This is a genomic window from Glaciecola sp. 33A (genome assembly GCF_002836745.1).
Lineage (GTDB): Bacteria > Pseudomonadota > Gammaproteobacteria > Enterobacterales > Alteromonadaceae > Glaciecola.
This window is the reverse complement of sequence record NZ_PJAR01000032.1, coordinates 20,757-45,151: the sequence shown is the minus strand read 5'-3', so window position 1 is coordinate 45,151 and position 24,395 is coordinate 20,757. Positions and strand designations below refer to the sequence as shown.

Sequence of the window (24,395 nt, the reverse complement as noted above, 5' to 3'; positions counted from 1 at the left end):
AGTGAGGACGTACTTATATTTTTAATATCAACTAACTATGCTTTATTGTTAGTCGATAACGTTACCATAGAGCTAACCTGCAAATTGGCGAATAATGGCGTTGATAGTATCTTTAGCATCACCAAATATCATGCGTGCATTGTCTTTAAAGAACAGCGGATTTTCGATACCAGCAAAACCAGAAGCCATGCCTCGTTTCAGAATAAAGACATTTTTTGCCAGGTCAGCGTTGATAATCGGCATGCCATAAATCGGACTACCTTTAATCTCTCTTGCCGCAGGATTAACCACGTCGTTAGCCCCAATCACAATAGCCACATCAAAGTTTGCCATACGCGCATTAACTTCGTCCATTTCAAGCAATAACTCGTAAGGCACGTCTGCTTCAGCTAAGAGCACGTTCATATGACCAGGCATGCGTCCAGCAACCGGATGTATACCATACACTACCTCTGCGCCATTTTCTTCCAATAGCACTTGCAGTTCCTTCATCGCATGTTGGGCTTGAGCCACTGCCATACCATAACCAGGAATAACGACGACCGATTGGGCTGCTTCCAATACGTAGTAAGCATCGTCGGCAGCTAAGGGTTTAACTTCACCTTCGATCTTAATTTCAGTCGCTTTTACGGTTTGAAATCCAGAAAATAAAACGTTAATTAAAGAACGATTCATTGCCTTGCACATTACACTGGTCAAGATGATTCCGCTTGCCCCAACAAGTGCACCAGCAACAATCAATAGATTGTTGTTTAACGCCATTCCCGCAGCACAAGCTGCAAGCCCAGAATAGCTATTGAGCAGTGATATAACCACCGGCATGTCTGCACCACCAATAGGAATAACCAACATCACGCCCAATACAATACAAAGCGCAACGAAGGAGTAAACGTAAACGGTACTGTTTGCAGTTTGTGGGTAAATTACAACAAGAGCACCAAGCACAAAAATAGCAATGACGATGAATGCATTAACGAAAGCCTGACCGCTGAATACGGTTGAGCCACTGCTGATCAACTTAGCTACTTTGCCACTGAGTTTTGCCCATGCAATTACGCTGCCAGAAAAAGTAATACCGCCGATGCCGATGGCTAGCAAAACAATGATAACTAAGTAGCTGTCTATTGCTGTGTCAGTTTCAAGCATGGCTAACGCGACTAATAAACTCGCTAAACCACCAACACCATTAAGCAGTGATACCATTTCAGGCATTTCTGTTAGCTGAACTTTTTTGGCAATAAAAGCGCCTACAGCACTACCTGCCACGATCGCCACAATAATCCATTCATAGGCTAAAATGTTCTGGTCGATTAAGGTAACGCAAATAGCCACTAGCATACCTGTTGCAGAGAGCTTATTGCCGCGACGAGCGGTAGAAGGATGGCTGAGTAATTTGAGACCCAATATGAATAACGCTGCGCTCAATACATACACTGCATTGATAATTAATTCTGTATTCAACATTTTGCTTCCTTACTTACTTTTAAACATGGCAAGCATGCGATCTGTGACCATGTAACCACCCACAACATTAATTGTTGCAAGAAATACCGAAACACTGCCCAGAATTTGCGCAAGTAACAAATTTTCATTTCCGGAATAAGCAATAGCACCGATTAAGGTAATGCCTGACACCGCGTTTGCACCGCTCATCAGTGGCGTATGCAAGGTGGCTGGCACTTTGCGAATAAGTTCAAAACCTAAAAATATCGCTAACATTAAAATCATTAAAAGATAGATAAATGACATCACACGCTCTCCTGTGTTAACAACGCTTTAATAGTTGAATTAATTAGCTCACCATTGTGAGTGATTAGTGCAGTTTGCAGAATATCGTCTTCCAAATTAAGGACTATTTTTTTAGTTTCAGTGTCCCAAAATTCCAGCAATAGCGCCTGCAAATTATTCGCGTACATTTGACTCGCATCCAATGCAACTTCGCTCGCCCAATTTCCAGTACCAATTACCGTAACGCCTTCAACCGTTACGATGGAGCCCGCGACACTACCTTCAACATTGCCGCCATTTTCGGCCGCCATATCAACAATCACACTGCCTGGCTTCATTTTCGCAATAACGTCTTTTTTGATAAGTAACGGTGGTTTCCTGCCGAATAATTGCGCAGTGGTTATCACCACGTCGGAACTGCTGATACATTCGGCTTGTGCTTGTTGCTGAATTTCAATTTGTTCTGGGGTAAGCGCTTTCGCATACCCTTGATCTGTTTGTCCTGTTTCACCAATATCAATCGCTAAAAATTTAGCCCCCAAAGATCTTACTTGTTCGGCAACAACTTCACGCGTGTCGTATGCAATTACTGCCGCACCTAGGCGTTTGGCCGTAGCGATAGCTTGAAGACCCGCCACACCAGCACCAATAACAAACACTTTGGAAGGTTTTAACGTACCCGCTGGTGTCATCATCATTGGGAAAATCCGAGGTAAGATTGACATCGCTTTCGCCACCATGACGTAACCTGCCAAACTCGCTTGCGAGCTTAATGCGTCCATTTTTTGGCAGCGACTGCTGCGCGGGATCATTTCAACACTTAATGCTGAACGACCCGACTGTTGCAACCATTTTATGTGCTCAAGTGCATTAAAGGGGTCTAAAAAGCTCATGCAACAAACCGTCGTTTTGGTCTTTTCTAAATCAACTTTTTCCAAAGCGTGAATTGACATCAAAAAATCAGCTTTTGCCAACAAAGAAGCCCTATCGGTTTCAACTGTTGCACCTTCGTCAGTGTACTCTGAGTCAGTAATATTGATACTTTTTCCAATCCCAGATTCGACTAAAATTGTCGCCCCGAGCTTTATATAAGCTTTGACATTTATTGGAAGTATGCTGCACCGACGCTCATTCTCTGCGTGCTCTTTGACAAACCCTATTATGCTCATTTAGCCTCCTTTTTTGGTTGGCTCAGATTATATAAGTACTTTTTATCAGGCACAAAAGACCACCTGCATTATTTACAAGTTTTCCTGTCGTTTTTTGGTTATCTTTTAGATATTATTATTATTATTTTTTTGCTGCTGCACTGGTCACTAATTGATGTTTGAATATCAAAATTGTATGACCTCGCGTTTACATTAACGTCGTTAAACGGATCGCAAGCGGTAGTTAAATCAACGGTATAATCGTTTTATGCTATAGGTATACCCTGATGGCTAGTTTTTGTCAAAGGATGAATCATTTACCATTAGCCAAGCAAGAGTGCGAGAAGAAGTAAGAGAAGGGATGTTTAAGAAAGCAAAAAAAGAGCCTCCTAAGCCCCCTTTGTACTTTATATTAAATTAAAATTTGGTACTTACCCATAACCATATTTTGTCTGCATCTACTCTGCCACTTTCCCCAGAATAGCTTGCATATTTTATTGCCGCAGTATAATGCGTAGCAAATAGCCTTGTATACTGTAAGTTAATTTCTGCGCCTAAATCATCAACGTTCTGTGTCGGCTTATCCGCCGAGAAGTCATGATAGGCTGCGATCCAGTTGCCACCACCGACTTTCCCCGAGAGGGTAAATATGACATCGACTAAGCCTTGTGATGGCGTGCCTAAGAATTGATCTGACCAACCATTAAATTTGTGTAGCGTTGCTAAAGGTGTTGCAAAAGCATAGTTACCGCCATCGGACCCTAAGACTTCATAAGCTATTTTTGCGGTTAAGCTAGAAATATTCACACCAATTTCGGCGAATAAATAATCAGCAGTAAAATCCGTATTGCCGCTTTCACTGCTCTGCGTTGCATATTCGACAGCATATACAAAGGTACTATCGTCTGTATCTGCCGCTGTAGTTTTACCTTTAAAACTTATACCATAGGTGTCCAACGCATTATTCGTCGCATTATCTACTTCTAGCAGATAACTATAAGCAGTGAAAACACCAGAGTGAGTTTTGTAGTTAAGGTTGAACAGATGATCCTTTGAATCTAAGTCCGCCGCCTCACCGAAAATACGATTACGTTGATTAAGGTAGCTATATTGTACTTTGAGTTTTTCATTAACCGCGTAAATAGCCGTTGCCGCATCGAAGGTTTGACGGTCTTGACGCCAACCAACATGGCCAACAAAACGCTGTCCATCTAAAGCAATAACTTGACGACCTAACTTGACTGTTAATTTATCTTTTTTATACTGCACGAAAGCTTGGTCTAGCTCGGTAAATTCTGGGTCAGCAATGACCGAATATTCACCCAAATTGTATCCCGTCGGACCAACAGTATAGTCGCCTTGGCCAAGCACAATGCGGTTATCTTCTAGTTCAAATGAAACTGACCAGCCCTCTAATTCAGCGGTTGTATAGCCGAGTCGTGTGCGCAAAGTAAATGCACTTGCTTCTTTTATTGTATTGTCTTGAGATACACCCTCATATCTCAAGTTGAAGTTACCTGTGGCTTTTCCTGAACTCAATGCTTGATAAACTGAATCAGCGGCAAAAGTAGATGACGATACACCAGCCAAAATTAGCACAGAAGCAATAGCTGTTAGTAAATTGAATTTTCCGATCATGAGTGTTCTCTATATTTTAATAAATGGATACTTGTGCCCGATTGCTTTTTGTCGCTAGCGATGCAGTGCTTATGTGCGTGTGTGGTTTGTAATGGCAATTAAGCTAGGGTCTAAACTGCAAATTAGTGCCAATATATTATTAAGCTGCACTGCTGGACTTTTTCTTACTTTGCGCAATATCAGCCTTAACTCTGCTCACCGTTTGAATTTTATTTTGTTTCTCATATAGAAAGGTCAGTACCGCATGTCGATACTGGTTATATTTTAGGTTGTCGGTCATTGCAAGACGATTGCGAGGTCTTTCCAAGTCAACGTCTAGTATTTCACCTATTGTTGCCGCAGGTCCATTGGTCATCATTACAATCCTATTTGATAGTAATACCGCTTCATCTACATCATGAGTGATCATAATAACGGTGTTGCCTAATGAGGCATGTATTTCCATCACGGAATCCTGCAAATGAGCACGAGTTAATGCATCTAGCGCACCAAAAGGCTCATCCATAAGCAACACTTTAGGCTGCATCGACAGAGCTCGCGCGATACCTACACGCTGTTTCATTCCACCTGAAAGTTCAGAGGGAAGTTTGTCGGCAGCATGCGTCATGTGCACAAGGGCTAAGTTATGCTCAACCCATGCTTTCATTTCAGCCCTAGAGCGCCCATTTCGGGTTTGCTTTACTGCAAGCTCAACATTTTTATAAACCGAAAGCCAAGGTAACAATGAGTGATTTTGAAATACCACAGCACGCTCGGGACCCGGCTCATTAACTTCAGCGTTGTCTAATATCACACCACCTGTTGTGGCTTGATAAAGTCCAGCAACAATATTCAACACCGTAGACTTACCGCATCCAGAGTGACCAATTAAACTAATAAATTCACCTTTTGAAATCTTTAAATTTACATTTTTCAAGGCACAAAATGGCCCTTTAGCTGTCGGGAAGTCAATGCCTACATCGGATAACTCTAAATGCCGTTGCTGTCCACTTGTCTTGTTTTGTATTGGTTTGGTCATAATGACTCCTAGCAATGAAGTTTGTTGCCTCGTTTATCTTAACGAAACACTCTTGTCCCAGCTCACATGTCGTTGAACCGACAACATAAGCCTATCTAAAATGAAACCAATAACCCCAATTGTCAGGACCGCGACCATAATTCGGGCAAGTGATTCTGAACTTCCGTTTTGAAACTCATCCCACACAAACTTGCCTAGCCCAGGGTTTTGCGCCAACATTTCAGCAGCTATAAGTACCATCCAACCAATGCCCAAACTGAGTCTTAAACCGGTAAAAATGGCAGGAATAGAAGATGGTAATACAATCTTCAATACATGCTTAAATGCATTTAAACGTAATACTTTACTGACATTAATGAGGTCCTTGTCGATGCTTGACACACCCACGGCCGTGTTAATTAATGTTGGCCATAAACAACATAGACTTACCGTAACCGCGGAGGTAATGAATGATTTTGAAAACATCGGATCATCACTTACATAGACTGCACTCACCACCATCGTTACCAAAGGTAACCAAGCTAATGGCGACACAGGCTTGAATAATTGAATGAGCGGGTTAATCGCAGCGTAAGTTCCTTTGCTCAATCCACATAAAATACCTAATGGAACCGCAATAATCGAAGCCACAAAGAAACCCACTGCAACGGTATATAAGCTAGTCCAAATTTGGTCAAAGAAGGTGGGAGCTCCTGTAAATATTTTAAGGGTAGGAACATAGTCAGGGTCCTCGGCAACACGCTTGGCATTACGTTTTTCCAGTCTTTCATAAAATGCTTCGGCTTTTTCGTGTTGCGCTTTATGCTCATTGACCAATATGAAAGACTGCTCCCATACTTGCGTTGGCCCGGGAAATTCGCCCAATGACGTATCAATGTTTTTAGCTACCGCGGCCCACAAAGCGATAAAAATCAGTATACCTATGATAGGTAATAGCATGGCGTTAAGGCCTGCGAAAAATCGTTCTTGAATAACGTTTTGCTGTATTTTTCGAAATATTACAGGGGCTATATTAGTTTTCATCATAAGATTCACTCCTAAAGTCGACTTTATCCAATGCAAATTAGATTTTGCTATCTGCTTTTAAACCAATAGCAAATGAGTTCAGATAGGCATTGGGTGTTGTAGCGTCATAAGTCACATTGTCGATAAATTCGCTTTGAGGAGGCTTAAACCCTGTTTCCGTTGCAAAGTCAGGGAAGTCGGATGCTTTCGCTTTACCCTCGCTAATCAGTTCTTTAGCAGCAACAGCATAGATTTTAGGCTTGTATACTTTCTTTGCAGTAGCCATAAACCAGTCGTCAGACTTAGGCTCTTCAATTTGTCCCCAGCGCCGCATTTGAGTCAAATACCAAATCGCATCACTAAAGAATGGATAGGTTGCGTTGTAGCGAAAAAATACGTTGAAGTCGGGTATCTCACGTTTATCGCCTTTTTCGTACTCAAAGGTCCCGGTCATACTGTTTGCGATAACCTCTTCGTCGGCACCCACATAGGAGCTTCTTGCAAGTATCTTGACGGCTTCTACTCGGTTTGCATTATCATTTTCATCCAACCACATTGCCGCTCTAATCATTGCTTTTACAACACGAATGTGGGTATTTGGATTCTCTTGTGCCCACTGGGCGCTGACGCCAAATACTTTTTCAGGATTGTTTTTCCAAATTTCGTAGTCGGTAATAACGGGCACTCCAATACCTTTAATGACCGCTTGCTGATTCCACGGCTCACCCACACAGTAACCATCAATAGTGCCTGCTTCCATGGTCGCTGGCATTTGTGGTGGCGGTGTTACAGACAACAACGCTTGTGCGTCAATTTGCCCGCTTGTGTCGCCTTTATGGGGTGCATAGTAGCCCGGGTGAATGCCACCCGCCGCTAACCAATAACGTAATTCGTAATTATGCGTAGATACTGGAAATACCATACCCATCTTAAAAGGCTTACCTTGTGCAGCGTATCTATCCACAACAGGTTTTAGTGCATCAGCTGTAATTGGATGCACTGGTCTGCCATTTTTATGTTTAATATTTGGCTTCATCTGAGCCCAAACATCATTGGATACGGTAATCGCGTTTCCATTCAAATCCATACTGAAAGCAGTGATAATGTGAGCCTGAGTTCCAAATCCAATCGTCGCGCCCAAAGGTTGACCCGCTAACATATGAGCACCGTCAAGCTGGCCATCAATAACTCGATCCAAAAGTACTTTCCAATTAGCTTGAGCTTCTAACGTGACATACAAGCCTTCGTCTTCGAAATAGCCTTTTTCATAAGCCACCGCTAATGGCGCCATATCAGTTAGTTTAATAAAGCCGATTTTAAGCTCTTCTTTTTCGGCGTAACCTACTTTCGTTTGCGCTTGGGCCAACTGCATATTTACACATAAAGAGAAAAACGTAATAGCTATAACTGCGACTAAAACCGGCCTCATTGAGGTGTTAAATGTCTTCATTTTTTGATTAACCATAGGATGATCCTTTCTCTTTTAATATTGATAAAACCGATAAAAATCCAAAAAAAAACCCACGTTGAAGAGACATTACTATCTTTTCATCGTGGGCTACTTTGCCTGAATAACTGACACCATCTTTGGTGATAGTTATTCCTCGTCGTTAGTTTCTTATTATTATAAATAAGTAAATGTAATACTGATCACAGGACTACATTTCTCATTCAAGCTGCTAACCACAAAATAAATGTCCCGACAAACACACATTTTGTTCGCTATCAGCTTTCTAACTTTCACTGTGGCTTTGCATCATTAATGCCAACTTTTTACTTGTTTATAATCAAAGCCTTAACAATTTAACAACGAAGTTATGATCCAGTCAAATGAATCAACTTTGTGCAAATTGCACTATTGCTGTGCTTGTTGGTTTCGTCTTTAGCAAAATCAGGAACGTCATAATCAGTATTTATGTCTTTGTTTTTCGAGTAATGCTATTGCTTCATCAAAGCATGCCGTATTCACAATTTTTTGCATAATCTGTGTTACCACAATCTGCTGAGCATCGTTTGGTGATATCTGATGACTGTCGAGCATCTTTTGTAACAGCCACTGTTGCAATTCTAATGTGGGTGAATTAACCACAATGAAATCCGACTCATAAAAACGGTTGTAATGAGGAACATGTTGAGGTGATTGATTTTGCTGGATCAAGCAACTGCCTAATAGTGAAGGTGCGATAACCTCGATAGGTTCATTTAAGTAACCGCTTTGCGACATCAGCTTGGCAGCTTCGAATCTGTTGGGTAAATGTTGTAACCATTCGCACGCTAAGAGCAGAGCGGCACACAGCTTAGCAATCAATTCTGGCTCTTTTTGGTAAAAAGCGTCGGTTATTCCGAGGACTTTTTCTGCTTTGTCTTGCCAAATATGATACGAGGTTAACACCGTCACGCCCGTTCCTTCACGCACCGATTTTGCGCTCCAAGGCCCGCCAACGCAGAATCCATCAATTAAACCTGACTCCAGCGAGCCTGACATTTCACTAGGTGGAATAGTGATCACATCAATGTCGTTATGCACATTTGCCGCCTTCAACCAATCCAACAACTGATATTGGTGGCAGCTGTAAGGAAATACAGTCGCAAAGCGAAGCTTTTTTTCTCCTTTCTTAGCCCGTCTTTGCACAATCTTAGTTAATAAGTTTGATGGCATTGGAAAAGGTAATTCAGATAGTTTGTTATCCAATAATATTTCGTCACACAAAACACGAGAGAGTGAAATGGCGTTGCCATTTTGGCTCAGTACCATGGGTATCGTCATTTGTACTTGCATGCCACCAAGCCCAAGTGAACTAGCAAGAGGTATAGGAGCTAATAGTTGAGCTGCATCAAGCAAACCCGTTTGCAATTTATCTCGCAGCGTTGACCATGAGTTTTGTGGACATAATTTAACATCTAATTCAAACTCTCGAAAATATCCCAACTCCTGTGCAACGATTAAGGGCGCACTGTCGGTCAAAGGAACAAAACCAAGCTTAACTTCAACTGACATGGTATTTCTCCATTCGGAAACGTGTTCTGGTTGACGCTTTTTGCAAAAGTCTTACGACGACTATTACGTTATACGACAGCCCAATTTTGTTTTTTTTCATCATTAAATTTACTTCTACGTTACGGTTACTCACTCTGCCAAGGGCCGTTCTACTTAATTGTATTAAGAACAGATATCAACGTTTTTGCAACCTGTTCAATTTTTTGCCCGGTGTCCATCGCCATCTTACGTAATGCATGAAACGCCTCATGTTCAGACATATTCCTTGATTTCATTAATAAACGCTTCGCCGTATCAATGACCTTTGTCGCTTCTAATTCTTGCTTTGTATTCACCAACTCTTGCTTAACACTTTGATAGTCTTCAAAACGGGCCAATGCAGCATCCAAAATTGCGCGAACTCTTTTTGGGTCAGCATTACCACAAACGTAAGCACTGACTCCCGATTTTACTGAACGTGTAATAATGTCGGCATCCTCTTGTTCAGAGAACATGACAATCGGTTTGGGATTAAAGTTAGAAAGAGTGTGCAGGCTGTCGAGAATATCTCTGTCTGGGGATTCGATATCAATAACAACCATATCAGGCTTCAGGTCATCTACCTGTTTTAATAAGGATGCCCCTGAACTTACTAAGTGATTTACCTGATAACGTGAGTTTTCCAATGCGGCGATCAACTCAGAAGCACGAGTTTGATCATCATCGATAAGCAGAATGCTCAGCTTGTCACGCTTATCAGTTGTGTTTTCGTGATATGAGTCGTTTTTATTCATTGACCGCAATGGGGAAAGATATCAAATTAAGTTAATTTGATTGCAAAGAACCAGCCAACTGCTATAAAACCTACCTAAAGGTTGATTAAATAACATCATAAACGGCGTAGTGATTGCGTATTAACACCAAGGAAACGGCTGCTATTCCTCGCTTTCCAAAGCTTATTTGCTTCTAAGAATGCGTGCTCTTGGTTTTTATTTTCAAGTAAAATTAACAGTGCTGCGAGTGTTGAAATAACCGTATTTTCACCATAACTGTGCATACTCGCACCTTGCCACACCGACGATAAGAATTTCACATCCAACGCCTTCGGTTTTAGTTCCCATCGTTGCTCTGGTATTAAACTAATATGCTCAACATTGCCCTGACGACAGATTTTTAAGATTGTTTCTTTTGATGGATCGACCTCCGGCTCTCCCCCTTCTCCTCGAAAGCAAAGGATGTGTCGTTCATGCAACAGCCTGGCAACCTCCACGTGTTTATCGTCCAAATGTTTGTGATGTACGCCTTGTAGTGAATAGCTTGCGTTGAATGGATTAAGTAAACGCGCTAACGTATTGGCGCATGAGCGCAAGCCAAAAAATTCACGAAGTTGAATAAGTTCATCCAATTGCGGATGCAACAGTGACAAGTCGGCATAGACAAAACCTTGATGTTTAATTTTGCTTTTAATACTCTCAATAGACGCCGCTTGCCATTGATTTTCTGCGGGTTTTAAATACTCATTGTGTACTTGTGTGCTGGCACTTAATTGTGACAAAACAGATTGAATATATAACCTTTGCGACTCTGGCTCTTGGGTGCCATGCATGCCAACTTTCACTCCTTCCTGAACCAAGCAGGCTATCGCTAGAAGAAACCACGGAAGCTGTCTACGCTTGCCCGCATAAGCACCTACATCCAAATCGATAATGGTTTCGCTATTTTTCTGGCCCACATTTTTGGTGAGTGCATAAGGTAACGTTGCTCTGCAAGCCTGAGTAAAACCCGCAATTTCTTCGGCAGTTTCCTCGCGAACGCGCAAAAGCATTAAAAACGCACCGCGCTGCTCAGGTGTAATTCGATTTTCAAGCAACATCGTCATCGCATCACACGCTTCAGTTTGGCTGAGACTGCGTCCACTTCTCTGCCCACGACCCACTGCTTGTAAATAAGGAACGAAAGCGCTAGCTGCTGAATGTTGAGGAGGATTACTATTCAAGGTTAGGTTAAGCTCCTTAATATGGCTTGACTGCAACAGTATACATTAATGCCAAGGTGACGGCCTGCTTGTAATCTACAACTTTACCTACCACAATCATCGCGGGGCCACTGAATTTAGCCTCTTCTACTTGTCGAGTAATTGTTGCTATGGTGCCAATTTCAGTACGTTGTATTGGCGTACATGCATTATCGACGACAGCGACAGGAAACGATGTTGCAAGGCCATTATTAATTAGTCGGCAGCAGATTAGATCAAGTTTCTTTAAGCCCATATAGAAAACCATTGTTTGATTTTCACTGCTACTCACCAACTCTTTCCAATTCGGTTCTGAAGATGGGATTTTAAGACTTGCCGTAATAAATCTAACCGACGATGCGCACTCTCTGTGAGTAAGTGGAATACCGGTATAAGCTGATGCGCCGGACGCCGACGTAATACCCGGGATAATACAAAAAGGCACGTTATATTGGTTTAACATTTGAGTTTCTTCAACGGTGCGCGCAAATATGGCAGGATCGCCTCCTTTCAGGCGCACCACCCTTTTACCCGCCATTGCATGCAGTAAAATACGCTGACAAATATCTGTCTGCTGCATGCTATGTTTACCCGCTCGTTTACCAACAAACTCTTTTTCAATATGCGCTGGAATAATTCTTAACACTGACTCATCTACTAGCCAATCAAACAGCACAACATCAGCATTTTGCAGTGCTTTATAAGCCATAATTGTTAATAGTTCTGCATCGCCTGGGCCCGCACCTACAATAGCAACAGAGCCTATTTTTGCATGCGGCTTAGCTCGGTGCACCACCACCCTGGATTTTTGGGAAGGTATCCAAAGTTGCTGCCAACCTACTTTAAAGAAGCCCATGCCTGCATTTACTATGTTATTCATTAATGTGGTCATGTTGGCTCCGCTATTTGTGTCACTTTAATCAAGGTTGATAATTCAGACTTACATGAACCACAATTGGTACCACACTTTAGTTGTTTACCCAGATTATCAACAGTGTTGCAACCCCGAGAAATCGCATCACTAATGGTTTTCTCGCGCACACTGAAGCAGCTGCAGATTAATTTACCTTGAGTGAATTCTTCAGCGGGACAATTTCTTAATAAATCGCGAATATCGCTCGCACAAACTACATCCTTGCCTAGCAACATGCTTAACCAGTTGGCGTCTATTTGATATTCAAGAACATCGCTAACCGCGTTTTTGCCATGCATATGCAAAACAACGAGCATAGAAAGCGCTTCTTGATCAATGTTAACAGCGATAAGCTGGGAAGCTGACGCCAGTGTTTGAATTTCAGAATCTTGTATAATATGAGCACTTATTTGAGCGTACCAATTGCTCAAACTAATTGGGTCTGAGGTGTCACGCGTATTTTTAGCTTCAACAGCACTCAGCTTTTCAAATGCACCCAGCAAAGCAATATGATACTGATAGCCATTTTCTAATTTAATTTTGACCCAATAATCACAAATTTCATTGACTAATAATTCGGGCAATTCATGGCGAGAAAATAAAGAGCCTTGCGCTTTTACCCCCGTTTTGTTTAAGCTCACTGCCGCATGTTTGAGCTCAGGTTGTCCTGAAATTTTATCATTAGCATCGGTAAATAAGCTCGTTATATTGACATGGGATGACCAAGTCTTAGACCAATGAATTGGAGCGAACAACTCACCTTTCCTTTGGTTTTTTGATATGAGGGTAGGCAGAATAACCGGCAGTGGACTATGTTGCGCGCGAAGTGACACTAAATCGCCCTCATTCAAACATAGAATTGCAGCATCCATTGGATGAATGCTTAGTTCCGCCTGGGCAGTATGTTGATGTAGGCGAGCCGCGTTACCGGTTCTTGTCATTGTGTGCCATTGGTCACGAACGCGTCCGGTATTTAATACCAGCGGAAACGCGTTACAAGTAAATTGCTCTGGCGCTTTTGGCAAGATCGCGACGAATTTAGCCTTACGGTTATCGGTAAAGAATTTATTATCCATAAACATTCTCGATGAGCCCTTCGGATTCGCTTTGTTTACTGGCCATTGAATGGGTTGCAAGGCGTCATACTGTTGTTTAGTCAGATCCGCAAGTGCAGATAGATCAAGAGCACGTTCACCATCATTCTCAAAGGCGGTAAGCTGCGCATGCTCAGCAAAGATCTGGCTAACATGAGTGAATGCAAATGCTTTTTGATACCCCATTTTAGCAGCAACATCGCAAATAATTTGCCAATCATGTCGAGCTAGCCCGGTGGGCGAAAATATCGCTCGTTGTCTTGATATTCTGCGTTCGGAATTGGTAACAGTACCGTCCTTTTCAGACCAGCCTGTCGCTGGTAATACAATATTTGCAAACTTAAGTGTGTCGTTTTTACTCACCGTGTCCGACACTACAACGGTATCGCATCCGAGCAGTGCTTCTTCAATTTTTTGCCGATTAGGCATACTCACCACTGGGTTTGTGGCCATTATCCAGATAAACTTAATGTCACCTTTATGCAACTTTTCAAACATATCTACTGCTTTTAGTCCATTGGTTTTAACCATATTTTCAGCTAACCAAAAGCGTTCTACGAGTGCATTGTGCTGTTTGTCCTCAATCTCCATATGCGCAGCTAGCATATTGGATAGACCGCCAACCTCCCTGCCCCCCATCGCATTCGGTTGACCCGTTATTGAGAAAGGACCACTTCCTGGTTTGCCAATTTTACCCGTCGCAAGGTGACAGTTAATAATGGCGTTTGCATTATCTACACCTGAAACGGATTGGTTAATACCCATCGAATAAAATGAAATGGCGGAGGTTGACGCGGCAAACCATTCGAAAAAACAAAGGACTTTGGCATGCTCAATATCGCACAGCTCACTTACTTTTTCAGGTGAATAAGGTTCTGCCGCACTAAATGCGGCGTCTGCAAAGTCGGTATTTTCTAAAACAAAACAACGATCAACGGCCTCTTTTTGTTTTAAGTAGTTCAGTAGCCCGTTAAACAATATAGTGTCAGTACCGGACTTTATATGTAGATCCAAATCAGATTGCGCGGTTGACGCCGTTATTCTTGGGTCAACAACCACTATTTTCATCGCTGGATTAGATTTTTTTGCTTGCTCCATGCGCTGAAAAAGCACTGGATGTGTCCACGCAGCATTAGACCCGATTAGCACGAGTAATTCTGTTTGCTCTATATCTTCATAGCTGCATGGAACGACATCTGCGCCGAAAGCACGTTTATAGCCGGCAACCGCTGAGGACATGCAAAGGCGGGAATTAGTGTCAATATTGGCACTGCCTAGGAAGCCCTTCATTAGTTTATTGGCGACATAGTAGTCTTCAGTAAGAAGCTGGCCTGAGACATAGAATGCGACTGAGTCTGGACCATATTCAGCAATGGTTTGTTGAAGTCTTAATGCAACCAACGAGGTCGCCTCATCCCAAGACACAGTTTGACCATTAATAGCAGGCTGCAACAAGCGCCCTTCAGGTGAGATTGTTTCAAGAAGATGGGCGCCTTTGACACACAACCGACCAACATTAGCAGGATGAGCAGCCGAGCCGACGAGAGTTAGAGCCTTAGCGTCAACATCAATACCGCAACCCACACCACAATATGGACAGGTTGTTTGGATTACCTTTGCCAAAGAATTGTTTTGAATCAACATTTTTGTATCTGCCAGAGCTATGCAGCAAATGTCGCGAGATCAGCGAGATCAACAAAAACATGCTGATTTTCAACAACACACCTATAGACCGACAAATGCATCTCTTCACTTTCAAAACAGCGCCCCGTCACTAACGAATAGTGCTGTTTGTATAAAGGAGAGCAAATCACAGGCTCATCTGAAATAGAACCTATGAGCCCTCTATACATAACATTTGCTTTACCTATTGGGTCCCAATTGCTTAAGGCATAGACGCTTGTCTGGCTTTTACTATCGACTAGTTGGAAGATGGCGACTTGGACATCATTAATCAAGGCGCACACACCTGAGTTGGGTGCAAGATCGGATAATTCACAGACTCTTTGCATAGACTGTTCGCCCTCCATCTCATTCGTGCTTATCTGAGAAATGCATAACGGCGTCTTGGCTATACTCGTTATGCTATCTGGGTCAATTGTACCGCTCTCGTTCTGTTGATGCTTAGTAAGTGCATTTGTCATTACGTTTCTCGCTTGGTTAGTTATTGCTGTACTTATGCGCTTTTTCCTACACCCGTTCTACAATATCAATGGTATTTTTTTCTTCTTCAGTCGCGGGTCTGATTTGACCGCGTTGTTGCACAAACGTGATGTTGTTGTCTGCCTGATTGCTGTTAACAAACTGGCGGAAGCGTTTACGCAGCTGCGGATTTTCAACCGTGGTTTTCCATTCACATTGGTACGTATCTACAACATTTTGCATTTGTGCCTCGAGCTCACTTGCAATGCCCAAGGCATCATTAATAACCACGTCTTGAAGGTAGCCTAACCCACCTTCCATGTTATCCATCCAAACGGACGTGCGTTGCAAACGATCTGCTGTTTTGATGTAAAAAGACAATATTCTATCGATGTATTTGACCAGGGTTTTAGTGTCTAGATCGATTGCGAATAAATCTCCGTGTCTTGGTTTCATTCCACCGTTACCGCAGACGTATAAGTTCCATCCGTTTTCTGTAGCAATAATGCCTATGTCTTTGCTTTGTGCTTCGGCACATTCCCGAGTGCAACCGGATACACCAAATTTAATCTTATGTGGCGCACGCAACCCTTTATAGCGGTTTTCTAGGTCGATGGCCTGACCAACTGAATCTTGCACTCCAAAGCGACACCATGTGCTGCCGACACAAGACTTTACCGTGCGCAGCGATTTCGCATAGGCATGTCCGGTTTCAAAACCACCCCCGACAAGGCGTTCCCAAATATCGGGCAAGTCTTCGACCCGAGCTCCAAATAAATCCACCCGTTGGCCTCCCGTAATTTTTGTGTAAAGACGATAGTCGCGCGCAACTTCACCCAGTAGGATCAGCTTTTCAGGTGTTATTTCGCCAGCAGGAACGCGAGGCACAACTGAATAAGTGCCGTCCTTTTGCATATTGCCAAGGAAAATATCATTGGTATCTTGCAGACCTAGGTGTTCTTTTTGTAAAATAAAATCATTATAAACCGACGCAAAAATAGACGCCGACAGGGGTTTACATATCTCGCAGCCTAGACCCTTGCCATGTTCCCCGATTAATACATCGAAGGAGGTGATGCTCTCAACTTTCACGATATGAAATAATTCCTGACGTGAGTGGGCAAAATGTTCGCAGACATCTTTTTTCACCTCCACACCGCGCTTACCAAGCTCAGTATCAACCACTTTCTTCAACAATGCAGCGCAACCGCCGCAGCCAGAACTGGCTTTGGTACAAGACCTAACGCTACTGAGCGTACAACTACCTTGGTCTATTGCAGTCACAATGTCGCCCTTGGAGACATTGTGACAAGAGCATATTGTTGCGGCCATGGGCAAAGCGTCAGCGCCTATTGCAGGGGATGCATCTCCGGTAAAAGGCAGGATTAATGATTCTGGGAATTCAGGTAAATCAATCGCATTAAGTGCGTATTGAAGTAACGTATCGTAGTCACTTGTATCACCGACTAACACTGCACCAAGCAGTTTAGTTTGTGTACCATCAACCACTATTTTCTTGTATACGCCCAGAGGCTGGTTCTCATAAGTATAAGACAGTGCGTTCAGGGTTTTCGCGTGAGCATCACCAATCGAACCAACTTCAACACCCATCAGCTTGAGTTTCGTGCTCATGTCAGCACCCTCAAACTTAAGTGTTTTATCAGATTCGCCATTCAGAATATGCGATACCGCGGCTCGGGCCATCGTATAACCCGGTGCAACTAAGCCAAATATTCGTTGCTGCCAAAGCGCACACTCACCGACTGCATAAATATGTTTATCTGAGGTTAAACAATAATCATCAATCACAATACCTCCGCGTTCCCCCATGGCTAAGTCATGCGCTTTAGCGAGAGAATCACTGGGACGAATACCTGCAGAAAAGAGGATCATGTCAGTTTCTAGGAAGGTACCATCAGCAAAATTCATACGATATCTGCAGTTATCACCGGCAACAATTTCTTGGGTCGCTTTTTGAGTGTGCACTTCAACGCCAAGTGCACTGATGTTGTCTCGTAGCAATCGGCCACCTGAGGTATCTAGTTGCACCGCCATTAACTGCGGTGCAAATTCGACAACATGTGTTTCAAGACCGGCTTCCTTGAGCGCATTCGCTGCTTCCAAACCTAATAGGCCGCCGCCAACAACAACGCCTATTTTACTGACCTGTGCGGAGGCTTGAATATCATAAAGGTCCTCAATTGTGCGGTACACCAAACAATGCTGTTGCTGGTTACCAGGAATAGGAGGAACAAAAGGGTATGAACCCGTTGCTAAAACAAGTTTGTCGTAGCAAAACTGTTGACCGGTTTTGATGGTGACTATTTTGCTTACTTTATCAATAGTTGTTACCCAAGCCTCAGTATGAAAACTCACGTTGAGTGACGCATATTCCGCAGGTGTGGTCATTGCTAAGTCATCAGCGGTTTTACCACTGAAAAATTCAGATAAATGAACTCGGTCATAGGCTAAACGTGGCTCGCCCGACAACACTCGAATGGAGGTATCTGGGCTTTGTGCTCGCAATTGCTGTACAAAATGATGCCCGACCATGCCGTTGCCAATAACCACGATATTGTCTTTAGGAGCGCTACTAATAATTGACTTCGCCATCTTTCTTTCCTTTTTCAGGCATAAAAAAACCCACAGTCGATCAATGATCTGCTGCGGGCTTCGTTGCCGTTATAAATCAACCGTCATCGGTTGACTATAAAATATGTTGGTTTTGCGCTTGCAATGACTGACTGTAAAATTCAACGCTAGGCTATTGTATGGGTGCCTAAAAAAGTGCAATCAGACTAAAACGGTGAGCTACGATCTGATGCCATGCTATTGCAACCGCCGTTGTAACTAATAATTATATTCACTAAATATGCCAATATATTTTTTACAATATTTTCATATAGTTAGAGATATAGAAACAATCGAAAGCATGTTTCTCGCACCAAACTTGCACAATTTTGCTTTATTAGGGCGCATTCATCATTCGGTCACAATGACCTAGTACAGGCACCAAACGGCTGTTAACTACGATGAGAGCGATAGACAATAAGTGTTAGGATAAAACCGTGTATAACAACATAGAAACAAAATAAGCAAGCACTCCATAGGCCACAAAAGCGCCCCATGCGTAACGACTTTTACCCAGTTCAGACTTAAGTGTTGCAACGGTAGCGACGCATTGCAATGCAATAACATAAAACCCGAGTAAAGCCACACCGGATGCTAGCGAAAGACCATCAGCCTCGAGGTTTGCAGCCAAGCCTGCAATATTATCATCGGCGTTTTGCATACTAAACATCGTACCCAACACACCAACTAATAATTCACGCGCCAAAAATGAAACTAAGATCGCAACACCATAACGCCAATCTAAACCCAAAGGCGTGAAAACAGGCTCAATCCATTGCCCAATTGCCGACAAGTAAGAGTTTTGCAAATCACCGTTATTTGGAAAATACCCTAAAGTCCAAATAATCAAAGACACCGCAAAAATGATAGGACCAGCCCGCTTAACAAATTGAGTACCACTGTTAACAACTCGATAAAACAAGGGCTGCCAATGGGGTAATCGATACGAAGGTAGTTCTAGTATAAAGGGCATATCTTGAAGCTCTTTGGACCCTTCGGTCATTTTATTGAGCACACTACTGACAATAAGTGCGGTTAAAATGCCAGATAAATACAACACAAAAAACATAGCGCCTTGCAAGTTGACCCAGCCCCCTAAATAACTAACATCAGGCACAAGAACAGCAATTAAGAGTGCATAAACAGGTAACCTAGCCGAACAAGACATAAGAGGAACGGTAAGCATGGTCACGAAGCGTTTACGGGGAGACTCAATCGTCCTTGCGGCTAATATTGCTGGTATTGCACAGGCATGACCGGATAAATAAGGAATAAAGCTGCGGCCTGACAAACCAAAAAAGCTCAAAGGCTTATGACAAATAAGTGCCGCTCGTGCCAAATAGCCACTGTCCTCTAACAGGCCAATAATGAGTGTTAGTATCATTATTTGTGGCACAAAAACAAGAAATGAGCCAAAGCCTCCAAATACCGCGTCAGTCATAAAGTCGTTTACTACGCCCTCGCGTAAAAACTCGGAAACAACTCCAGCAAGGAAGCCAATGGCGTCCTCTGTTGCATCCATTAGCGGCGCAGCCCACGTAAAAATACTTTGAAACAAAAAGAACATAATGAGTAAAAAGGCAATACCACCAAACACCGAATTGAGCAAAAAGCGATCTATTGTATTTTGCCTTTTAAGCACAACATCAGCTGGAATTGCAAATTCCTTGGCGAGAATTTTAGCGGCAATGGCAAAAGACTGCTGATTAATATCAGTTGGCTTTACCCGATACTCCTGTGGCGAAATAGCAATTTTACTCAGTCCTTTTTGCAAGTCACTAATCCCAATTAGGGTTTTGGCAGACACCGCATAAACAGGACTTCCCAACTTTTCACTTAGCTTAATAGTGTCAAGGTTATGGTTGAAGCGTAAAAGCTCATCAACCATGTTTAATGTAAATACCACTGTTTTATTATGCTGCCTCGCAATTTGCTGAACTTGTAAGGCGAACACTAGTGAACGCTCCATGCGAGTTGCATCGAGGTTGCATAAAATCACACTGGTCTTTTCATCTGACATTGCAGCGAGCAGTTGCTCGATAGCGATTGCTTCGTCTTTTGACCATGATTTTAAGGAATACGTGCCGGGATAATCGATGAGTTCAAACTGCTTTCTAGCATCCAGAACTTCGCCGCTTTGGGGATTGGCAGTGTGCCGATATGCTTTAAAAACACCGCTTTTTAGCTCAACGGTAACACCCGGAAAATTAGCGACTTTTTGCCTTAGTCCGGTTAATTGATTGAACAGCAGACTTTTGCCAGAATTAGGCTTACCAACAAGAATAATTTTTTGCATTTTAGATAACGCTAACGTTTACATGGTTAGCAACACTTTGTTCCAATGAATAGATACAATCGCCCAGTTGAATAACCGTTGGGCCATTAAAAGCAGTGCGCTTTATACAGGTAACTAACTGTCCTTCTTTAAAACCCATTTCCTGCAGTCTAATAGCCACATCTGCATGCATAGCAGTGCTAAGACTTTTAATAGAAGCTGATTTTTTTGAAGGAATATCCCAGACCGTCATACTGCACTCTTTTAAGGCATCGAATAATAGTTAACAACAGGATAGCGCGAAAAGCACACTAATTAAGGAAGCTTATTCAATGCGTAATCAATTAGGTAAACAAGAATAGTTCTTATTCAGATTAATATCAAGCAGACTACCGTAAAAAAGCGGATCTCCGGCAAGAGACTTGATATATCGCAACGAAATGTAAAGAAAAAGACAATAAAACGATTAGTTTTTGCCAGGCTCTATAAATTTAGTGGCAATGCTGAATATTTCATTGGTATTTAACACTTTACTCATCATCATTGAGCCTTCCAGTAACGACAATATAAAGATGGCTTTATTTCGAGCTTTGACCGTTGTGCCGCCCTCTAATTTTTCGATAGCGCATTGCAACCAATCAATATTCTTTTCAAAAAAAAGCGTCGTGTACCGTTTAACCTTTTGAGGCAGTGCATCTGATTCAGCGCCGAACAATCCGCACAGGCACATCTTTTTATCCGCAATAAGCGCATGTCGAAATAACTCTATATAACGCTCTATAGGATCTTTTCCTTGCACAATTAATAGCGCAGGCTCGCCAAGTGCTTGAAGAAAATTCTCAGTATATCGTTTTGCGAGTTCAGCCCCTAAATCCGCTTTCGTGGGAAAGTGATAATGCACACTCGCACTTTTGATGCCGACCTCGTTCGCCAACTCACGAAAACTGAAATTATTATAGCCACCTAATCGTGCTTTATTTTCTGCGGCGTTTAGTATGGCTTCTTTTTTACTCATCTACATTCTCGACATTTAATCGTAATCATGAAACTAGGTAATAAAACTGAGACGACACATTTTTTGTGCGACCAACTTTATAACTAGAATACTATACTTACCTATCAATAGGTATTAATCTTGCCGTTATTAAAATCTTCATAGTGGGTGGATAGATAAAATATGAAAGAAAAACATCCAAAGGTTGGCATTTTCGGTGGCGGAGTTGCACCGCCCATAAACTGTTGTTTGAACACCACGAATGGAGCACAGGATCTAATACACAAGTGCCTGATATATCTAATGAGAAGGCAATTATCCAGCCAGCGTTCCTGCTAGTATTAGACAGATCAAACTTCATCTTGCAACCAGTGAGTTTTCTGAACGCGAAGCCGGCTATATGGAAGAAGCCATTTTTAACAGCAACAAACTCAGTAAAGTAAATACTTTTGACAGTACCGTAACTTTCGTTTAATTTACCTACTTATAGATAGGTAAATTAATATATATACACTCGGCGGCATTAGCAATTAGTAATGTCGCGATTAATAATGTCGCGATTAATAATGTAGCAATTAGTAATATAGCGAGAGTTACTAATTGCCGAGTAGTCACAAGCCAAGGCTAACGGTTTAATTGAGTAACGAGGACCATATGAAAATAAATGCAGACTTTTCAAAATTTGCCTGCGTGCATACAGTAGACCAAGAATGGCTCGCATCGCCGATGGCAGGTGTTGATAGGAAGCCACTTGACCGTGTGGGCATTGAGGTTGCAAGAGCAACGAGTATTGTTCGGTATGCACCGCAAAGTCATTTTTCACCGCATATTCATAGTGGTGGTGAGGAATTCATTGTCCTTGATGGCGTATTTCAAGACGAAAATGGTGACTATCCAATTGGCTCATACGTACGTAACTCTCCCCAATCAAGGCATAAACCTGGTTCGAAAACAGGCTGTATTATTTTCGTAAAGCTGTGGCAATTTCAGCCCGAGGATCGCCTGCATGTCAATATTCAGATGGATCAGGCGGATATCACCTTTGCAGACAATGAAAACAATATAGTCGAACGGTTGTTATTTAGTGATGATTATGAAAAAGTAAAGCACATTAGATTGTCTGGTAATACGCTATGGCAAAGCGACGCAACGGATGGTAATGAGGTATTGGTCCTTAATGGCAGCATTATGCATAATCAAGTTCAGTTAAGTAAGCATGACTGGTTGCGTCTCCCTGTGGGACAAAAATTACACCTTCAAGCATCAAGTGAAGGCGCAACGATGTGGATTAAAACCGGTAATTTGCCGGATATTGAAAATCAAATAAAACGAGTTGAAAGCGCCTAGGCTTTGCTTAGTCTTAGTTTTTAAATTTTTTGTAGGCTTTGCATTATCCATTGTTTTAATTGTGTTTCGCCCATTCCACCCGAAATTCGATTAATTTCCTTACCTTTATGGAAAAAGATTAGCGTTGGAATAGAGCGAATAGCAGCATCAGCTGACACGGCATTTGCATCTTCAGTGTTTACTTTTGCAAACAAAATCCCATCAGACTCTTTTGCGACACTTTCAAATGCGGGTCCCATTGCTTTGCATGGCCCACACCAGCTGGCCCAAAAATCGACGACGACAGGCATGTGGTTTTTTTCAACATAGGGATAAAAATTACTGTCATCTAGGTCAACTGGCTTGGAGCTATAAATTGCTTCACCGCATTTGCCGCATTTAGCACCGACATGAGTTTTATCGTCGGGAATGCGATTGGTTGACGAACAATGTGCACAAACAATATTCATGGATTTTCCTTAAGTTTAAAAAAATGATACTTCACTATAAGAATTTGAATGTTGCAAATTTAGCAATAAAACGCAACAGTATCGTACAACTAAAAATATCGATTGAGACAATACAATGCTTAAATTATACGGATTTGACGTCAGTAATTATTACAACATGATCAAACTAGCAATGGCCATAAAAGGCATTGAATATGAAGCGGTTATTACCTATCCGAATCAAACACCTGAGTACCTAGCAATCTGTCCAACCGGAAAAGTACCCGCGCTACAAACGGCAGATGGCGTGTTGATCGAAACCAATGTTATTTTTGAATACTTAGATGAATTATCTCCTGCGGTTCCACTAATTTTTGGCTCAGCTTACGAACGAGCCAGAATTAGAGAGTTAATGAAAATGGTAGAACTGTATATAGAATTGCCTGCTCGACGCTGCCATTCTGAAGCTTTTTTTGGTGTGCCCGTGCATGAACAAACTAAGAACGAAGTAAAACGTGCACTGCTCAATGGTATACAAGCGCTGGCCCGTGCAGCCTCATTTTCACCCTACCTTGCAGGTGAGAAAATGACCGCCGCTGATATATTCTTTTTATATTCAATGAGTTTAGCATCAGCTGTGGCTAAAAAATTATTTGAAATCGACTTGTTTGCTGAAGCACCTGGTGCAAAAGCGTTATTTGCAAAGTTAAATGCTATGCCAGAAGCGAGGGCGATAGCGAAAGACCAAGCCGCGGCGAAACCTGACTTTGATGCTTATTTAGCAAAAGCATTTGCGAAGACGTAAAGAACACGCAAAACCTAAAAAGTTCGAAAAATAGCGTAATACAAAGAGCGCCTCTCGCGCTCTTTGGGTTTATGCGCTTATAAATAGTCAATTGACAGATTAGCTAATAAGAAATGGCTGCCTCTTTACCGCCTTATACCAAACAATCCATCTCTGTTTTGTTGCCATTCTAGCAAGCAACAACAAGGTGACCGCAATAACTGCAAAAAGTAAAAGACAACGCTTATTTTGGACATCT

The 24,395-nt window shown here is 42.2% G+C and carries 20 protein-coding genes and 2 pseudogenes; 2 read left to right on the top strand and 20 right to left on the bottom strand.

The genetic code is table 11. The features are described from left to right. Nucleotides 1–72: 72 nt before the first annotated feature. From CXF81_RS05870 to CXF81_RS05790, 19 genes and pseudogenes are all read right to left on the bottom strand, one after another. Nucleotides 73–1,464 carry an NAD(P)(+) transhydrogenase (Re/Si-specific) subunit beta gene (locus CXF81_RS05870; protein ID WP_101180437.1) on the bottom strand — a complete coding sequence of 464 codons (1,392 nt, stop codon included), beginning with the start codon at nt 1,462–1,464 and terminating at the stop codon, nt 73–75. 9 nt (nt 1,465–1,473) lie between these two features. Continuing rightward, nucleotides 1,474–1,749 carry an NAD(P) transhydrogenase subunit alpha gene (locus CXF81_RS05865; protein WP_026843911.1) on the bottom strand — a complete coding sequence of 92 codons (276 nt, stop codon included), beginning with the start codon at nt 1,747–1,749 and terminating at the stop codon, nt 1,474–1,476. Next, nucleotides 1,749–2,897: an NAD(P) transhydrogenase subunit alpha gene (locus tag CXF81_RS05860; RefSeq protein WP_101180436.1), complete on the bottom strand. Its 1,149-nt coding sequence runs from the start codon at nt 2,895–2,897 to the stop codon at nt 1,749–1,751. Before CXF81_RS05860 ends, CXF81_RS05865 begins: the two co-directional genes overlap by 1 nt. A gap of 396 nt (nt 2,898–3,293) precedes the next feature. Next, nucleotides 3,294–4,514 (bottom strand): alginate export family protein, encoded by a 1,221-nt coding sequence (locus CXF81_RS05855; protein ID WP_101180435.1) that lies wholly within the window; start codon nt 4,512–4,514, stop codon nt 3,294–3,296. A gap of 139 nt (nt 4,515–4,653) precedes the next feature. Next, nucleotides 4,654–5,532, bottom strand: a complete 879-nt coding sequence (locus tag CXF81_RS05850; RefSeq protein WP_101180434.1) for an ABC transporter ATP-binding protein — start codon at nt 5,530–5,532, stop codon at nt 4,654–4,656. A gap of 33 nt (nt 5,533–5,565) precedes the next feature. Continuing rightward, nucleotides 5,566–6,471 (bottom strand): ABC transporter permease, encoded by a 906-nt coding sequence (locus tag CXF81_RS05845; protein WP_232771796.1) that lies wholly within the window; start codon nt 6,469–6,471, stop codon nt 5,566–5,568. Nucleotides 6,472–6,595: 124 nt separating this feature from the next. Then, on the bottom strand, nt 6,596–7,909 hold the full coding sequence (locus CXF81_RS05840) for a CmpA/NrtA family ABC transporter substrate-binding protein (RefSeq protein WP_232771795.1): 1,314 nt from the start codon (nt 7,907–7,909) through the stop codon (nt 6,596–6,598). A 534-nt stretch (nt 7,910–8,443) separates the two neighbouring features. Further along, complete coding sequence (locus CXF81_RS05835) at nt 8,444–9,535, bottom strand: CmpA/NrtA family ABC transporter substrate-binding protein (RefSeq protein WP_101180431.1); 1,092 nt, start codon at nt 9,533–9,535, stop codon at nt 8,444–8,446. A 149-nt stretch (nt 9,536–9,684) separates the two neighbouring features. After that, a complete protein-coding gene (locus tag CXF81_RS05830; RefSeq protein WP_101180430.1) occupies nt 9,685–10,308 on the bottom strand; it encodes an ANTAR domain-containing response regulator in 624 nt (207 codons plus the stop codon). Between the two features lie 95 nt (nt 10,309–10,403). Beyond that, nucleotides 10,404–11,510: a glycosyl transferase family protein gene (locus CXF81_RS05825; protein WP_157825503.1), complete on the bottom strand. Its 1,107-nt coding sequence runs from the start codon at nt 11,508–11,510 to the stop codon at nt 10,404–10,406. A 16-nt stretch (nt 11,511–11,526) separates the two neighbouring features. Then, entirely contained in the window at nt 11,527–12,420 is an 894-nt protein-coding gene (gene cobA / locus CXF81_RS05820; RefSeq protein WP_101180428.1) for a uroporphyrinogen-III C-methyltransferase, read from the bottom strand. Further along, nucleotides 12,417–12,677 carry a bacterioferritin-associated ferredoxin gene (locus tag CXF81_RS20630; RefSeq protein ID WP_369828650.1) on the bottom strand — a complete coding sequence of 87 codons (261 nt, stop codon included), beginning with the start codon at nt 12,675–12,677 and terminating at the stop codon, nt 12,417–12,419. The genes cobA and CXF81_RS20630 overlap by 4 nt, the downstream gene beginning before the upstream one ends. 420 nt (nt 12,678–13,097) lie before the next feature. Continuing rightward, nucleotides 13,098–13,412, bottom strand: a pseudogene (locus CXF81_RS20625) (molybdopterin dinucleotide binding domain-containing protein); the annotation flags it as partial. 324 nt (nt 13,413–13,736) lie between these two features. Beyond that, nucleotides 13,737–15,179, bottom strand: a pseudogene (locus tag CXF81_RS20620) (molybdopterin-dependent oxidoreductase); the annotation flags it as partial. Nucleotides 15,180–15,196: 17 nt separating this feature from the next. Then, on the bottom strand, nt 15,197–15,565 hold the full coding sequence (nirD, locus tag CXF81_RS05810; RefSeq protein ID WP_101180467.1) for a nitrite reductase small subunit NirD: 369 nt from the start codon (nt 15,563–15,565) through the stop codon (nt 15,197–15,199). 160 nt (nt 15,566–15,725) lie between these two features. Next, nucleotides 15,726–18,290 carry a nitrite reductase large subunit NirB gene (gene nirB, locus CXF81_RS05805; RefSeq protein WP_101180426.1) on the bottom strand — a complete coding sequence of 855 codons (2,565 nt, stop codon included), beginning with the start codon at nt 18,288–18,290 and terminating at the stop codon, nt 15,726–15,728. A gap of 442 nt (nt 18,291–18,732) precedes the next feature. After that, on the bottom strand, nt 18,733–20,604 hold the full coding sequence (locus CXF81_RS05800; RefSeq protein WP_101180425.1) for a ferrous iron transporter B: 1,872 nt from the start codon (nt 20,602–20,604) through the stop codon (nt 18,733–18,735). Between the two features lies 1 nt (nt 20,605). Beyond that, nucleotides 20,606–20,836, bottom strand: coding sequence for a FeoA family protein (locus tag CXF81_RS05795; RefSeq protein WP_101180424.1), 231 nt, complete (start codon nt 20,834–20,836; stop codon nt 20,606–20,608). A 213-nt stretch (nt 20,837–21,049) separates the two neighbouring features. Further along, nucleotides 21,050–21,598 (bottom strand): TetR/AcrR family transcriptional regulator, encoded by a 549-nt coding sequence (locus tag CXF81_RS05790; RefSeq protein WP_101180423.1) that lies wholly within the window; start codon nt 21,596–21,598, stop codon nt 21,050–21,052. A 633-nt stretch (nt 21,599–22,231) separates the two neighbouring features. On the opposite strand from CXF81_RS05790, the gene CXF81_RS05785 reads away from it, so the two are divergent. Continuing rightward, the gene (locus CXF81_RS05785) at nt 22,232–22,924 is read left to right on the top strand and encodes a cupin domain-containing protein (protein ID WP_101180422.1); all 693 of its coding nucleotides are present in this window, start codon (nt 22,232–22,234) and stop codon (nt 22,922–22,924) included. 20 nt (nt 22,925–22,944) lie between these two features. Here CXF81_RS05785 and trxC read toward each other — a convergent pair whose 3' ends face one another. Continuing rightward, nucleotides 22,945–23,373 carry a thioredoxin TrxC gene (gene trxC, locus CXF81_RS05780; protein ID WP_101180421.1) on the bottom strand — a complete coding sequence of 143 codons (429 nt, stop codon included), beginning with the start codon at nt 23,371–23,373 and terminating at the stop codon, nt 22,945–22,947. Nucleotides 23,374–23,488: 115 nt separating this feature from the next. Here trxC and CXF81_RS05775 point away from each other — a divergent pair, with 115 nt between their 5' ends. Next, entirely contained in the window at nt 23,489–24,157 is a 669-nt protein-coding gene (locus CXF81_RS05775; protein WP_101180420.1) for a glutathione S-transferase family protein, read from the top strand. Nucleotides 24,158–24,395 lie beyond the last annotated feature (238 nt).